At 43.6% G+C, this 15,065-nt stretch carries 18 protein-coding genes; 4 read left to right on the forward strand and 14 right to left on the reverse strand.

Features of this window, described 5'->3' with window-relative positions; translation table 11 throughout:
• Positions 1 to 114: 114 nt before the first annotated feature.
• Positions 115 to 1,392: a sporulation integral membrane protein YlbJ gene (ylbJ, locus tag DMB88_RS24740; protein WP_128103472.1), complete on the forward strand. Its 1,278-nt coding sequence runs from the start codon at positions 115 to 117 to the stop codon at positions 1,390 to 1,392.
• A 103-nt stretch (positions 1,393 to 1,495) separates the two neighbouring features.
• Positions 1,496 to 2,299 (forward strand): NAD kinase, encoded by an 804-nt coding sequence (locus DMB88_RS24745; RefSeq protein ID WP_128103473.1) that lies wholly within the window; start codon positions 1,496 to 1,498, stop codon positions 2,297 to 2,299.
• A gap of 64 nt (positions 2,300 to 2,363) precedes the next feature.
• On the opposite strand, the gene DMB88_RS31530 is transcribed toward DMB88_RS24745, so the two are convergent.
• Together DMB88_RS31530 and lipA are read right to left on the reverse strand one after the other, a co-directional pair.
• On the reverse strand, positions 2,364 to 2,786 hold the full coding sequence (locus DMB88_RS31530) for a YutD family protein (protein ID WP_251384583.1): 423 nt from the start codon (positions 2,784 to 2,786) through the stop codon (positions 2,364 to 2,366).
• Between the two features lie 10 nt (positions 2,787 to 2,796).
• Positions 2,797 to 3,696 carry a lipoyl synthase gene (lipA, locus tag DMB88_RS24755; RefSeq protein WP_128103474.1) on the reverse strand — a complete coding sequence of 300 codons (900 nt, stop codon included), beginning with the start codon at positions 3,694 to 3,696 and terminating at the stop codon, positions 2,797 to 2,799.
• A 216-nt stretch (positions 3,697 to 3,912) separates the two neighbouring features.
• Between lipA and DMB88_RS24760 the strand changes: the two genes are divergently transcribed.
• Complete coding sequence (locus DMB88_RS24760; protein WP_174715316.1) at positions 3,913 to 4,989, forward strand: M23 family metallopeptidase; 1,077 nt, start codon at positions 3,913 to 3,915, stop codon at positions 4,987 to 4,989.
• A gap of 104 nt (positions 4,990 to 5,093) precedes the next feature.
• On the opposite strand, the gene yunB is transcribed toward DMB88_RS24760, so the two are convergent.
• The 3 genes from yunB to zwf form a co-directional block, all read right to left on the reverse strand.
• Entirely contained in the window at positions 5,094 to 5,990 is an 897-nt protein-coding gene (gene yunB, locus DMB88_RS24765) for a sporulation protein YunB (RefSeq protein WP_128103475.1), read from the reverse strand.
• 224 nt (positions 5,991 to 6,214) lie between these two features.
• The gene (gnd, locus tag DMB88_RS24770) at positions 6,215 to 7,108 is read right to left on the reverse strand and encodes a phosphogluconate dehydrogenase (NAD(+)-dependent, decarboxylating) (RefSeq protein WP_128103476.1); all 894 of its coding nucleotides are present in this window, start codon (positions 7,106 to 7,108) and stop codon (positions 6,215 to 6,217) included.
• 306 nt (positions 7,109 to 7,414) lie between these two features.
• A complete protein-coding gene (zwf, locus tag DMB88_RS24775; RefSeq protein WP_128103477.1) occupies positions 7,415 to 8,869 on the reverse strand; it encodes a glucose-6-phosphate dehydrogenase in 1,455 nt (484 codons plus the stop codon).
• Between the two features lie 414 nt (positions 8,870 to 9,283).
• Between zwf and DMB88_RS24780 the strand changes: the two genes are divergently transcribed.
• Entirely contained in the window at positions 9,284 to 9,604 is a 321-nt protein-coding gene (locus tag DMB88_RS24780) for a winged helix-turn-helix transcriptional regulator (protein WP_056702287.1), read from the forward strand.
• A 214-nt stretch (positions 9,605 to 9,818) separates the two neighbouring features.
• On the opposite strand, the gene DMB88_RS24785 is transcribed toward DMB88_RS24780, so the two are convergent.
• The 9 genes from DMB88_RS24785 to DMB88_RS24825 form a co-directional block, all read right to left on the reverse strand.
• On the reverse strand, positions 9,819 to 10,634 hold the full coding sequence (locus DMB88_RS24785; protein ID WP_128103478.1) for a hypothetical protein: 816 nt from the start codon (positions 10,632 to 10,634) through the stop codon (positions 9,819 to 9,821).
• Positions 10,627 to 11,115 (reverse strand): hypothetical protein, encoded by a 489-nt coding sequence (locus DMB88_RS24790; protein WP_128103479.1) that lies wholly within the window; start codon positions 11,113 to 11,115, stop codon positions 10,627 to 10,629. The genes DMB88_RS24785 and DMB88_RS24790 overlap by 8 nt, the downstream gene beginning before the upstream one ends.
• 71 nt (positions 11,116 to 11,186) lie before the next feature.
• Positions 11,187 to 11,582 (reverse strand): DUF6258 family protein, encoded by a 396-nt coding sequence (locus DMB88_RS24795; RefSeq protein ID WP_128103480.1) that lies wholly within the window; start codon positions 11,580 to 11,582, stop codon positions 11,187 to 11,189.
• A gap of 38 nt (positions 11,583 to 11,620) precedes the next feature.
• On the reverse strand, positions 11,621 to 12,475 hold the full coding sequence (locus DMB88_RS24800) for an SMI1/KNR4 family protein (protein ID WP_128103481.1): 855 nt from the start codon (positions 12,473 to 12,475) through the stop codon (positions 11,621 to 11,623).
• A gap of 49 nt (positions 12,476 to 12,524) precedes the next feature.
• Positions 12,525 to 12,806: a DUF7660 family protein gene (locus DMB88_RS24805; protein WP_254438330.1), complete on the reverse strand. Its 282-nt coding sequence runs from the start codon at positions 12,804 to 12,806 to the stop codon at positions 12,525 to 12,527.
• 50 nt (positions 12,807 to 12,856) lie between these two features.
• Positions 12,857 to 13,147, reverse strand: coding sequence for a hypothetical protein (locus DMB88_RS24810; RefSeq protein ID WP_128103482.1), 291 nt, complete (start codon positions 13,145 to 13,147; stop codon positions 12,857 to 12,859).
• Positions 13,148 to 13,231: 84 nt separating this feature from the next.
• Positions 13,232 to 13,528 (reverse strand): barstar family protein, encoded by a 297-nt coding sequence (locus DMB88_RS24815; RefSeq protein WP_128103483.1) that lies wholly within the window; start codon positions 13,526 to 13,528, stop codon positions 13,232 to 13,234.
• A gap of 213 nt (positions 13,529 to 13,741) precedes the next feature.
• Positions 13,742 to 14,485, reverse strand: coding sequence for a DUF3600 domain-containing protein (locus DMB88_RS24820; protein WP_128103484.1), 744 nt, complete (start codon positions 14,483 to 14,485; stop codon positions 13,742 to 13,744).
• The gene (locus DMB88_RS24825; protein ID WP_128103485.1) at positions 14,482 to 15,063 is read right to left on the reverse strand and encodes a sigma-70 family RNA polymerase sigma factor; all 582 of its coding nucleotides are present in this window, start codon (positions 15,061 to 15,063) and stop codon (positions 14,482 to 14,484) included. Before DMB88_RS24825 ends, DMB88_RS24820 begins: the two co-directional genes overlap by 4 nt.
• Positions 15,064 to 15,065 lie beyond the last annotated feature (2 nt).

Genomic DNA, 15,065 nt, shown 5'->3' on the forward strand with positions numbered 1-15,065 from the left:
GCTTTCTATTGCTCATAGGTATTCATTTGTACTGTTTGTCCGCTTAAGCTCATATATTGATCGCACAAGACCTTATTCTGTCAAAAAGCCATTTTGCTAAAAAGGAGAGGGATCATGTCTGCTCTAGGTAAGCTGCAAAAACTGACCCATGTCATGTTTATATTTGCTCTCCTCGTCCTCTGCATGCTCATGATTCTGTTTCCGGCAGAAACGTGGCAAGCGGGTGTACGCGGACTTGCCATCTGGTGGGACGTGTTATTCCCCTCCCTTTTCCCATTTTTAGTTTTGTCAGAGCTGCTCATCGGGTTTGGAATTGTTCATTTCCTCGGTACGTTACTTAACCCACTTATGCGTCCACTTTTTCGTGTACCGGGTAGTGGCGGGTTCGTATTCGCCGTCAGTTGCGCATCCGGTTATCCTACAGGAGCCAAGCTGACTGCACAGTTGTGGGAACAGAAGTTGGTTACCCGAGAGGAAGGAGAACGCCTCGTTGCCTTCACCACCTCATCTGATCCCATTTTCATGATTGGTGCCGTATCTGTCGGCTTCTTCCATAATGTCGCAATTGCACCCGTGTTGGTTGCTTCACATTATGCAGCCGCATTTATCGTTGGACTACTGATGCGTTTCCATGGCAGAAGACCAGGACACTCCAATAAGCACTCAAATAACGAATCCACAGTTTACCCGTCACATCCAAAAAACATACATAAAAATAAGCTGAAGCTCGCCATTGAGGCAATGCATCAGGCACGTATGGCGGATGGTCGGGCTTTTGGCGAATTGTTGCGCCAGGCGATTGCCTCATCCCTTCGACTTATTATTATCGTTGGAGGGCTAGTTGTATTCTTTTCCGTCATCATGGAACTATTGGTACAAACAGGCTGGCTGGGTCTGTTATACCAATGGACGGAATCAGTTTTAATTCATGCTGGGCTGCCCCCAGCTCTGTCCCAGAGCCTTGTAGGCGGGTTATTTGAAGTGACTTTGGGAGCCAAAGAAGCCGGAGCGGCAGGAGCAAGCATCCCCTTGATGTATAAGGCGGCAGCAGCAGCATTTGTATTGTCTTGGGGCGGACTCTCGGTTCACGCACAGATTATGAGCATACTGAGCAACACACCTATGCGTTATGGGCCTTTCCTATTGGCTAGAGTCATCCATGCACTCATCGCACCACTACTTGTGTTATTGTTGTGGGTACCGATCATGGGAACTTCTATGGATTTGCCTGCTTTTGCTCCGACTGTCCCTGATTTCTTACCATTTACATACACCCCGCACTGGGGGACGATTGTTATAACAGGTCTAATCACCCTCGGGATCGTGATGCTCTTGCTGCTGCTCTGCTCCTTAATGATTTCTCTATTTTCAGACAGACCTGTAAAAAGATAACCCGTTTCTCCATCTTTATTGGCAGGAATATCAATCCAACGTTGTGTTCTTCTCCGGAATTGATTATCATCGGTAGTATAATGACCACAAAGGAGCTTTCATCTTGAGATACTATGTTCAAGACCGCGGAGACCAGTTATCGATTGATCTCAGTCAGCAATTTCACGCGCTGGCCAAAGAGGAAGGATTCAAGCTGGATGCAGAATCACCCGAAATTGTTGTCTCTATCGGAGGCGATGGTACGATGCTGCAGGCGTTTCATAACTTCATCGACCGGATCCCGGACATTGCTTTTGTTGGGGTTCACACAGGGCATCTCGGATTTTACGCCGACTGGAAGAAGGAAGAATTAAGAGAACTGGTAAGACTGATGAGCGGAAAAGGGGATTCGGATCATCTCAAACCCCGGATTGTGCAATATCCGTTACTGGAGCTGGAGATTCATAAAAAGTCAGGCAATTCCTCTTATATTGCGTTAAACGAATTTACGTTAAAAGGGGTAGATGGTACCGTCGTTGCTCAGGTTGATATTAATGACGTTACTTTCGAAATGTTTCGTGGGGATGGCATCTGTGTATCGACGCCTTCGGGTAGTACGGCATACAACAAGGCACTTGGTGGTGCCATGGTGCATCCTACAATTGATGCAATCCAGATCGCTGAGATTGCTTCCATTAACAATCGCGTTTATCGAACGCTGGGTTCACCGGTTATTTTGCCGAAGCACCATCACTGTGATATCTTCTCACGGAAGGATCAGCGTCTATTGATGACGATTGATCACGTTAACGTTATGGTTGAGGATCTTATCTCTGTACGTTGCCAAGTATCTAGTCATAAAGTTAGTTTTGCGCGGTATCGCCCTTACCCGTTCTGGAATCGAGTGCGCACAGCCTTTCTGGACTAGCTTCATCACTTGCCATGCCAATGAGAATTATTCCATAGTAAAAAGCAACAAAAAAGCGGCTCTTCTAAGAGCCGCTTTTTGCTTTGGCTGGTGGCTGCTCTTTGCTCTTTTGTAGAACAAAGTACGCACAACCAAAGTTGCAATATTCATTAATATAGTCCACCAAACTGGCAATCGTTGAATCCTTCGTAGCTTTGGGATGATTGTCCCGATAAAAGCCCTTCAGACGTAACTGACTATAACCCCAGTCTCCGATAATATAATCGTACCGTTCCAATACCTCACTGTATCGATCACGGAAAACCTCAGCGTTCCATCCTTCTTTGTGGTTCTGTACGATTTCGTAATTTTTCCCACCAACTTGAACGATGATCTTTTCTTGAGGTTTGTCTTGTGAATTTTGTTGGGCGTTATCCTCCGGTTTATCTTGCACCGTGTCTTGAACCTGTTCTATACTTCCTTCTTGCACTTCTATATCATCCATCATGTATCCTCCATCATGCGTGTGTTGCCGCCTGTTCCGCATGTTTGGTAGCTGACTTCACCTGTTCATGCGCATGGTAGGAACTACGCACCATCGGTCCGGATTCCACGTGGCTGAATCCACGTTTCAAGCCTTCCTGTTTCAGTGCAGCAAATTCCTCTGGCGGATAATACTTTTCAACAAACAGATGTTTCTCGGAAGGCTGCAAGTATTGACCAATCGTCATAATATCGCAATCTACCGCCCGAAGATCATCCATCGTTGCCAGAATTTCATTATATTCCTCTCCAACACCCAGCATAATACTTGATTTTGTTGGGATGTTCGGCTGCATTTCTTTGGCACGAGCAAGCAGTTCCAGAGAACGTTTATACTTCGCCTTCGCACGTACTTTATCTGACAGACGCTCTACTGTCTCAATGTTGTGGTTCAAAATATCCGGTTTGGCATCCATAACAATCTGCAACGATTCACGATCGCCCAAGAAGTCTGGAATGAGCACTTCAACACTACAGAGAGGTAGACGTCTACGCACAGCCTTCACCGTCTCTGCGAAGATTGTAGCCCCGCCGTCCTTCAGATCATCACGAGCTACGCTGGTAATAACACAGTGCTGCAGATTCATCTGTTCCGCTGCCTCTGCTACCCGTTCTGGTTCTTGTAAATCTAGTTCCGTTGGCAAGCCGGTATTGACTGCACAAAAACGGCATGCCCGTGTGCAAATATCGCCCAAAATCATAAAAGTTGCCGTTCGATTGGCCCAGCATTCATAAATGTTGGGACAGCGTGCTTCCTCACATACTGTATGCAGCGTTTTGGAACGCATCATCTCTTTCATTTCCTGATAATTATCGCCGGTGGTCAACTTGATCCGAATCCAATCCGGTTTCGGTTCTTTAACACGTTTAGCCAATGCGTAAACCTTCTTTCTACTGAAGTTAGGCTGTTGCTCGGAACATATTATACCATGAAAGCGTTGGAAAAACTCCCATTTGTCTCATCTTGTGCATGACAACTCTTATATGCAAAATCCTTACATGGATAAAATCACGACTTTTGAAGAACCTAGGATATAGCTTATTTCACTCGGCAGTTGTGTTCATCATCTACGGAAAGGGGCTGCTTCCCTGTGCAAGATCGCTTCACATTGCGGTTTACCTACACTTTCTGGATTAAAACGATTCTCGCAGGCACCTTGCTTCTCCCACTCTTGCCTGTAGATGTCCATGGTAAACCCTCCATAACCACATCACAAGCCCAGAACCAGGTTGCAGAACAAAAGCCTGCTGAAATCTTCGCTGCACGCCGCAATTTATATGAAAGTATCGGGCAGGTATCCGGAATTCCTTGGTACAGATTAGCTGCGATTGATCAATATGAACGAACCATTACACGTGCGCATCCGAAGGATCGCAAGCATCCCGAACGGCTGACAGGCATCTACATGACGTCTCCAGCGTGGAGAGGCTGGTTAAACCCGGATGAAACAGATCAGCAGCCGGCATCGATTCTATTTTTTAATGGGTATGGTCGAGATGGTTCAGGAGACGGCATTGCAGACCCCAACAACGATCAGGATTTGCTCTACAGCATTGCTAGTGTCATTCAGAAGTATGGAAACCGTCAAGAAGATTTTAACATCGCTTTATGGGAGTATTATCACAACTCCAGATCGGTACAACGCATTCAGCAATTTGCTAAGTTATACGAGCATTTCGATAATCTTGATCTATTTGGACATGCTTTTCCCGTCCCGTTAGGTACCAATTACTCTTATCGTAGCACATGGGGCACGAAACGAAGCTGGGGTGGCTACAGAATTCATGAAGGTACAGATATCTTCGCACCACACGGTCTTCCTGTTCGCAGCACCTGCTATGGCGTTGTGGAGATCAAAGGCTGGAATCCATTCGGCGGTTGGCGGATTGGTATTCGGGACTTGAATAATCACTACCACTATTACGCACATCTATCTGGCTTTGACAAGAACGCCCATATCGGCGAAGTCGTAACGCCAGGTCAAGTCGTCGGTTGGGTAGGCAGTTCCGGTTACGGAAAACCAGGAACCCAAGGCAAGTTTCCTCCACATCTCCATTACGGTATTTATCGGGATAGTGGTCTGACGGAATGGTCGTTCGACCCCTATCCCTCGTTATCTCATTGGGAGCGAGAAGAGCGTAAACAAAAGAAAAATAAAAGTAAATAGAGTTATGATTACCACGCCAAACGTCAAATGTTGAAACAATACAAGTCAAACCCAAAAGAGCCTTATGTTAAGGCTCCTTTGGGTTTGATTCTTTTCTTTTAGACTTAATGATTTCCATTCATATTAGGCTGTGTACCATCAATCTCTGGCATCTCATGCTCCAGGTCAAACACGCCTCCCTGTGAGCCTCCAGATGGGGTCTGCTGTTGCGAAGGAGCTGAAGGGTTCGTGGATGGACTACTTCCCGGATTGGATGTAACCCCTCCCCCGCTTGATACCCCTGAATGACCTGATGGGAGTGCAATAGCTGGAGCCTGACTGCCATTGCTGCCTACTGGCTTGCCTTGATTATCATAGTAGTACATCGGTACATCACCCACAACAAGCAGGTACGAGATCGGGATCTCCGTATCCACCGTTTCAGGTTCCATATCAAATGGTACCACCACAGCAACCTCTGCAATGATGTGGATGTATACTTCGACCAAGATCATATTGATACCGGCATTTTGTTGACGGGTGTTCAGATCTACTTTGACCGCTCCCTGAGGTTCAATACGAACGGGAATATTGGGGCCAAATGATGCCATCACAGGGCTGCCTAACGCTTGCCCCAGTGGTATTTTCTCCTTTAACATATGCACATTCTGTAGGGTGGACTGTACAATGTTCATGGTACTTGCGGTGATTCGCATATGCTCGTTGTAGTTCAGCATAAAACCAGACACTTTTCCAGCAGTATCGGTCTTCCAATCGATCAAACCTTCCGTCGTCTTGCCTTCGGCAACCTGTGCCGTAATCGCTTTGTTGATCGCTTCGGTGGCGATCTGCTTCACTCGAATCTTGGCTAGATGCATAATAGGGGGCTTCATTTTCTTATCCACATAAGCAAACCCCTGCATTAAACAAAAAGCTGTTACTAATAAAATGATCAACCACATTTTACGCCTGCCACTTGGCGGCTTACGGCGTCTCCGGCTTCGCCATCTTCTTCTCATCATTTGAGTGTCCCTCCCCTGCGGGATGAGCTATACGAGGTTGTTTAATACGACTAGGTATATGTTATCCTTATGCACTGTTGTCCCGAAAAAGAAGGACAGCACCTCTGATATGATGAGTTGGCAAATGAACGCGTTTATGAACGACAAAAAAAGTGCACCCTCCCACTACATCAGTGGAAGAGTACACTTGGTTACCATGGGCTACCATGGCTAAAATATATGAATTAGTTCTTTTCGACAGCGTGACCGCCAAACTCATTACGCAGCGCAGCTACCACTTTACCTGTGAACGTATCTGTCTCCAGGGAGCGATAACGCATCAACAAGGACAGCGCAATAACAGGTGTAGCCGTTTGAAGGTCAAATGCTGTTTCAACTGTCCAACGACCTTCACCAGAAGAGTGCATAACACCTTTGATTTCATCCAGGTTCGCATCTTTGGAGAATGCACGCTCTGTCAATTCCATCAACCATGAACGAATAACGGAACCGTTGTTCCATACACGTGCAACTTGCTCGAAGTCGAAGTCAAAACCGCTTTTCTCCAATACGTCGAAGCCTTCACCGATGGAAGCCATCATACCGTACTCGATACCGTTGTGAACCATTTTGAGGAAGTGACCGCTGCCCGCTTTACCTGCATACAGGTAGCCGTTCTCAACGGAAGTATCTTTGAATGCTGGTTCAACCACTGCCCATGCTTCTGGGTCGCCACCGATCATGTAACATGCACCGTTACGTGCACCTTCCATACCACCGGAAGTACCTGCGTCCATGTAATGGATGCCTTGTGGTTTCAACTCTTCATAACGACGGATCGATTCTTTGTAGTGGGAGTTACCCGCTTCAATGATGATGTCGCCTTTGGAGAGAAGTGGGCTAATCTCAGCCAATACTGCATCAACGACGTTGTGAGGAACCATAATCCACAATACGCGTGGAGATTCAAGAGATGCAACCATGTCTGCATAAGAGGATACGCCTTGTGCGCCGTATTCTGACATTTCTTTCACAGCTTCAGTGTTCAAGTCAAAAGCTACGACTTCATGTTTGTGATCAATCAAGTTTCTTCCGAGGTTCAATCCCATTTTACCTAATCCAACGAGTCCAAGTTTCATGATAAATCCTCCTGTAATGTGAACTATGTTTAAATTTTTTTTGCGCTCAGTATAAAATTAAGGTTTGAATCCGCATCAATCGTTGCGGTTACGGATCGTTCTTTCGATCAATTCCGTCCCCTACACTACGGCGATACTCCAAAAGTTAATTCAACTGAAGACATCTATATTCAAAAATTTTCACTGCCTTCTAGGTAAAGTTACACGGAAGGTCTTACGCAAAATTGGAATGGTACAATTGGAACTTTGAAGCATCGCTTCTATAGAAATTGAAATCGCAATGTTAAGTTGCGTTGTACTACTTCATTACCACCAACGGAAGCCATTCTCTGCTGTCAGGCGATCTGCTGACTCAGGGCCATGTGAGCCTGCTGCATACGTATCCAGTGGCACACTTCCTTCTTGGAAAGCTTCTTGAATTGGTTGAACCCATTGCCATGCCAGCTCAACTTCATTCCAGTGTGCAAAGAAAGTGGAGTCTCCACGCATAGCGTCAAAGATCAAATTTTCATAAGCTTCCGGCACATTGCGTTTGCCTGAGCTGAACGTCATGCTCATTGGTTCCACTTCACCATGGTTCAATGGATTCTTCGCATTTAATTGAAGAGAGATGCTTTCTCCTGGTCCAATTTCAATGGTTAACAGGTTCGGCTCCATCGTGTTCTCGGATTCATGCCCTGTTTTCAGTGGAGCTTTGAATTCAACGACAATTCGAGTGGATTTCTCAGCCATACGTTTACCTGTACGGATATAGAAAGGAACCTCACTCCAGAATGGATCATCAACCCACAATCTTGCCGCTACATAGGTTTCATTCTGAGAACCAGCTGGAATTCCAGGCTCGTCCAGATAACCAACAACAGAAGAACCTTGCAATTCGCCTGCTGCATATTGAGCACGAACAACCTCGGTAGCGATATTCTCTTTCGTCAGTGGACGAAGAGACTCGGCAATCTTACGTTTCTTAAATTGAATTTCTTCCGGTGTACAACGCTTCGGTAAATGCAAGCCGATCATCATCAGCAACTGAAGCATGTGGTTTTGGAACATGTCACGCAGTGCACCACTTTGGTCATAATACGCAGCACGCTCTTCGACACCAACCGTTTCACTTGCTGTGATTTGTACATTGGCAATATAGCGGTTAGACCACAAAGCCTGAATCACTGGATTCGCGTAAGTTAATGTCTCCATATTCTGAACCATCGGTTTACCGAGGAAGTGGTCAATACGATAAATTTCTTCTTCTGCAAAGGTATTGCTAAGCTTTTCATTTAGTTCACGTGCAGATTGCAGATCATGCCCAAATGGTTTTTCAATAATCAGTTTCTTCCAGCCTTTCGTGTTACCGAGTCCACTTTCTTGGATATTCAGTGCAATCGGCTCGAAGAATTCCGGTGCTACCGACATGTAGAACATGCGATTCTCAGGAATGCTAAGCTCTTGTTCACGCTGCTGAACCAATTCAAGCAGTTTGGTGTAATCTTCAAGCTTCGTATTGTTTAGAGAACAATAGCGGAAAGCCCCAATGAAATCACGTACTTGGGACGCTTCCTCCGGAGTTTGACGTGAAAATTCATGCAATGACTTTTCAACATTTGCCTGAAAGTCTGCATCTGACAATTCACGCCGACCCAGACCAATAACGGAAAAGGATTTCGGCATTTTTTGATCCATGTACAAATTATATAATGCAGGGTAAATCTTGCGTTTTGCTAAATCGCCTGTTGCCCCAAACAGGACAAATGTCATTGCATCCATTGGAGTGCCTCCTGTGCTCTGTGCAGTATAGTATATGATGTTGCAAAATGTTCAAATCCAAGCATGACAAAAGACGGAATAAGTGGGCATGCTACCCGCCTTGCCTCCGTTTACATATCCGGCCTGAATTTAACATGGAACATTCCTTCTCTCCACAACTCATTTGTAGGTTATAAATTGTAACCATTTGAATTAACGTTACCCATATTACACCTGTCGTCACAATTCGTCAATAATCATGTCGAACCTGTGAACACCAGTGTTTACAGGGTTTTTCTTTGATGATAACGCTTTATGTGGTAACAATAATAACAATTGGCATGTGACTTTTTATACATAAAGCAACTAGACACCAAGGTTACAATAAGTATACTAATGCTATAATAAGCATAACCAAACTAAAGGAGTACAATTATGAGCGAGGATAAGAATGCCAAGCAAATGTGCGAAAAAGTGGAACAATCTTATCAGATCATTGGCCGCAAATGGGTAGCCCTCATTATTCATGCGTTGATGGAAGAACCCAAACGTTTCAGTGAAATTCACGCTTATATCCCTGACTTGAGCAAACGTGTGTTGAATGAACGAATGAAGGAACTTGAGGAAGAAGGACTCGTGGTTCGTCATGTGGTTACAGAACGTCCGGTTCGGACAGAATATATGTTGTCCCGCAAAGGGACAGAGCTCGGGAGGGCATTAAGTGCCGTGGAACGATGGGCTGATAAGTGGCTTTAAGATGGAGCTAAGCTAGTAGCTGTATTAATATTAGGTTGAAATTTAATTTATATTTTGTGGAAATTTCATTGTTATGTTATGTGGATTATAGCGAAATTTTAATGTTGATACTTACACTATATGACCAGGAGCGAGATCGAATCGACGAGGTTTAATTCGTCGTTCGGCATTTCGCTCCTAGCCCTTATTTTCAAAAATAATACAATTACACCATTCACTTTGGTAATGTAAAAATAACCTCCAATAGATCTTTGCCTGCAAAAAATGCATCGTACAATTGCTTCACTTCAGGTGAATCCAAATCCTTCTCTTGCGAGTTAATCAACTCTTCCAATGTTTCCAGAACGATTATTTCTCTTGCTGACAGCACCTTTGATTTCAGCATGAGTTCTTTTTGATTAGGAAGCAATCCTCTAGGCCAGCAATCCGCATAAACGCCATGGTAAGTATCATACAAGAACGTAATTTGGCTTACGCCGGCATATTTTCTGACATGTGGATGCACCAGTAACAGAAATTGTGCAATGATCCCAGAACGCCATCTTATACTAGAGATTTCTTTGGCCTCATTGAGTAGTTTTGATTCCTTTCCTGGCGATCCGGTCACATCATCCAGTTCAAATCGGGAAAGGATTGTGATGGTCTTTTCTTTATCCACATGTTGTATTAATTGAATCACGATCTCTTGTTTACGCACCCCAGCATGAACAAATCCATTTAAGCAAGATATAATATCGTCTAAACTCGTAGCATGATCACGTATACATCGGATATATTCATTGAAAAGTTCATCAGAATATTTAACACTGATCTCATCCCAATAATACGATTGAACGATCGTCTCAATTAATGAAGCTCGATCATATTTATCATCGATTCGTGGTAGAAGTTCTACCATATATTTCACAAAATCATCGCCACAATACTCTAGAATCGGCGGGATGTATTTTATTTTCTCCAATAAAACAAAAAATGTCAGGTATTCTATCGTATCTTTATCTTTGGTTAGATATTTAAGCATTTCATGCATATGAATACAACTCCAATTGTTCTAACTGTTTCAATGCGATGTGCTGATAAGGCTCGCACAGTCCGGTAATTTTATGAATAAATAGGGGATTATCTAATTGTTTCTCGTCTGCATAAACTTTTTTCCATATGTCATAGAAATTCACACCATAATGGATTGAGGATCCCGTCGCTGGGTCATCTTCGTTACTTAATTTATCAATGATATTACGTAGACTTAATCTATTATCAATGAATTGCAGGTAATAATAACCAACCGTAGCATCACTAGGTGAAAAGTTATTTTCCTCGTAATAGCGTTCTTCTATTCTTTTTTCACATACAGCTGTCCCCAGCTCCACGATATCTTTCGCTAATGATACGTCATAAATCCAGTACTCCACCTGACTTTTAGTTAGAATCTGATGATCTGCCCAGTCCTGCCAATCTGCCTTCTCATAGTATCCACTCTCACATGCTATGTACAAATAATCTGCGATCATGATAGATTGCCTCCTTAAAAAAACTCTGAAAATACGTTCTGGAACCCATACAATTGGAGTTACGTCATTGATTAATCTATTAGTTGCTTACCTGGGTTCATTGGGTCTTCCAAATGAATTCCGCTAGCCACTATACTTGTTATCACTTCAACTGAATCATGACCCTTTGCTGAATATGCCGAGAAGGTGAACAAAAACATGCCATCGTCCAGCTCTTCCACCTTCAATTCAGTAATGCTATCGTTTGGAATGTAGCCACTCGGCTCCATCCGGATGGATTCAACATTAGAGAACACAATGTATCCATTAATAATGTCTTCATCCGAATAATAATCCCATGTAGTCGTTCTAACTCTAGATACTGTGGTCACTTGTATTTTCACTAGAGAGTTCCAGCCATCCATAATGATTTGCTTACAACCGCGATCACCAAGATATACTGTTTGAATAAACGCTTTAGGATGCATGAAGCTACATTCCCCTCATTTTCATTTGCTTGGTTGACTCACATCGTTTTGATCATTCTCTTCCAGGTTCTTTGAAATGCATCGAAATTATCTGCAACTTTATAAAGCCCCTCATTCCTGGTGGGATCATCATAGTCCATATCCCTCCAATAATAAATCCTCTCCAGATCATCCATCAAAATCTTGCCTCCTGCAGCAGCTTCTCCAATGAGAATGTGCCCGGTTGGAAATTCATCCTTAAACATATTCCAATACGCAAGATCATATCGTTTCTCTACCTGAACACCGAATATAACGTGTAATGGAATAATCTCATTTAATTCCTCCACTGCAAACGTACAGTAATGAACAAGCACTTTACCTCCATTATGATTTCTGAGATATGTCCTGTAGCCCTGAGGCAATTTCCTGTTTATCTTTTGCTCCAGATCATCTAATATCGCATCGGTAGCGTTGCCGAAACTTCTAAGAAAACTTGGATGTCCTTTCTCAATCGCTTGCCTATATTTCTCAACTTCATCTATGAAACGTTCCACATCTTCTTCATGAAGAGCATAAGGACTGAACAACCACTGGACATAATCACGTTTCGTCACATAATCCATCCTGATCCAATGAGAAGGTTGATTTCTTAACATATAGGACAAGCAACGCTCCCAGATCCAGTCCTTCTTTTGTTCTAACCAGTTTGACCAACGCTCTATCTTATTAACATCTGTAGCCGACTGAAGCCCTACAATCGTTCTCAATACACGCTGAGCCAACGCCGCAGTAAACGGACTTGCCTGTATCTGGTTATCAGAAGGACTGAGGTTAAATTTCGCTTCAAGTAATACTCTATGGAGGGCAAGCAATTCAGTCTCTTCCTCAACGATCAGTTTAGAACTGTCCATCCCATGTTCCTCCCTCTTTCTCTCTAACCTTGGTTCTCCACCATAATGTCTACTCGTATCGACTTCCTGTATATAAGACCATTGCAATAAGCTTCCAATCTAATTGTTCCAATTGTTCTCTCTCGGATTCTGGGTACAGCCCACCCATATCCTCAATCCATGATGCCATTCCGTTTAAATAATCCTCCAGCGAAATATTCGCCCAATCCTTCAAATTATTCTTCAAATCCTCCACCAAAGAAGAAATAAATCGAACCATATCTTCTCGATTCTCAATCTTCTCCAGATTCTCATAGATATTAGACATATCATTTGCTTCTGGAATACTCATACTAATCACCACCACTTTCTCATCGCTATGTATTGTGTCTAGACGCTTTGTTAGGTTTGAGCTTCCGTTTCTGACTGAGCCTTCTCTAAGCTTCTACCGATCCTAATCAGTAACTGAATATGCTCATTACGTAAATGTTCATGCAATCCATCAACCTCATCATCTAGAAAATTATGGCCGATCTGTTCCAGACATGTAGATAAGATAGCCATCATACCGTATGGATTATATTGCTCCCAACCTTCATCTAAATTCCCCCAGTTCTCAATCACTTTAAGAAAACTTGCAAAGTCATGAACACCTTCAAACGGTTTATTCCACTCTGCATCAGTAGCATTCATTACATTCGCTCCCACTCATTCTTGATATTATGTATCCCAAATCTTAACCACATCACGTCGGCTATCTGTTCATATCTTGATTCTTCAAAATGATACATACTGCACTTCACACGCCCAAGTTGGATGTTTTTCATTCAACCTATTAAGTAACTCTTTCATTCGAGCGGCATCTTGAGGGATATGATCTTCAACAGATTCCCATCCTACTAGAATTAATTTTTGGGGCATATCAACCAAACCCGCTATGGCATCCCAAAATGCATCCCAATTCATGCCGTAGAATTCTGGAAAGCTAGGTACATCTATATCCCCGACAGATCTGATCCGCATTATTGGAAACAGCTCGACTCTAATACGAACTAAAGCTATTCTCAGTTGCATTCGTTATGCCTTTTTCACTCTACGATGTAATAAGTCTATAATTTAAGTTTTGCAAAGTAAAATAAAACCTCAACCCAAAAAACTGGAGCGGAGGGCATAGCCCCACCAGGCTCCAGTCTATGTGTATCTTGACCCCCGCTACACTCTCATGCACATCACTTAACGTCAGCAGGTACTTATGGACATTTAGTCTATTCCCTGTATACCTTCTCTCTATCTCATACTAAATCCTAACTGTCTCAAATATGAATCAAATTGCTCTCTAACACGCTCCAGATCCTGCTTCTGTTCTGCTGATAATCGCTCCTCATGAATGCTGCCATCCTTATCCACAACGATAGCTTCATACTTCTCCATGTTCTCGAACAAGGCTTGAAATTCAATGAACTCTTCCTTTGAAAGCCTCTCTTCGGCAGCCTTGTATGTTTCAGTTCGGAATTGTTCACGATCCATCATTTCCTTCTCTTCACTCGCGCCCTCTAACCGTTTGAAGAAAGGCTCCAAACTTGCCGCCAGCTGGTTGTAATTCTCCTGATCCACTGTGCTCCATTGCTCTGGATGCAATTCTCCTTGTGGATCAGCATGCGTTAGAGCCATCTGTCCCAGCTGTTTTAGTAGACTCATATACTGCGTGAACTCATCGTCACTAAAATACGCCTTGGCTTCCTGCAGCTTCGCTTCCAAACGATTGTAATCGGCCGCAGTGCCCCCCAACACGCTTATGTTTTGTTCAGAACCATAGATATCATCTGCAAGATAGGTGTAACCTGCATATGCTCCAGTAGGAATGATCAGCACCGCCGCAATCACGGCTGCGACTAACCATTTGCGTGGACGTCTTTTTCCCCTGTACTCACTTCGGATCGCTTTGAGCATATTCTCTTTCCCTTCTAGTGGGTTAGACCACTTCCTTGTCTCCTGGCGATAGGCCGAACGTAATTCATCCTCTAGTTTCATGCCAATCCTCCACCTTTCCTTTTCTCAAATGAATGGATTACACTCGTCTTCTGACGCAGCTTCTTAAGTGCAGCATGAATTCGAGATTTAACAGTACCGAGCGGAATATCTAGAATCCAGGCAATTTCTTCTTGGGTGTATTCGTTTAAATAGTGCAGGGTAACCACCTGCTGCAATTTGTATGGCAACCGACGTACTTGTTCTAACAGAGGCTGATGTGCCAATTTACTGATTAGATCAACGGAGAAATCAATCTCCATGCCGGTGTCTGACTTCTCAATCCGTTGATTAAACCGAAATTGGGTCAGCCTCCGTCTCCTATAATTTTTCACCTGTCGCATCGTTATACCCATAAGCCACGGACGAAAAGCACGCCCTGAATCATATCGATCCAACGACCGATACGCATGAATATAAATATCCTGCACCAAATCTTCCGTATCAGAGACATGATTAATCAGAAACCGGACAGTCCGGTACACATCTGTTACCGTTCTTTCATACAGCTCTCCATAGGCTTCATCATCACCAGCTCGTGTTAACGCTACAAGTTCTATGTATTCGTGTTCCTCGCTCATCT

It is taken from the genome of Paenibacillus sp. DCT19 (assembly GCF_003268635.1).
In the GTDB taxonomy this organism is placed as follows: domain Bacteria; phylum Bacillota; class Bacilli; order Paenibacillales; family Paenibacillaceae; genus Paenibacillus.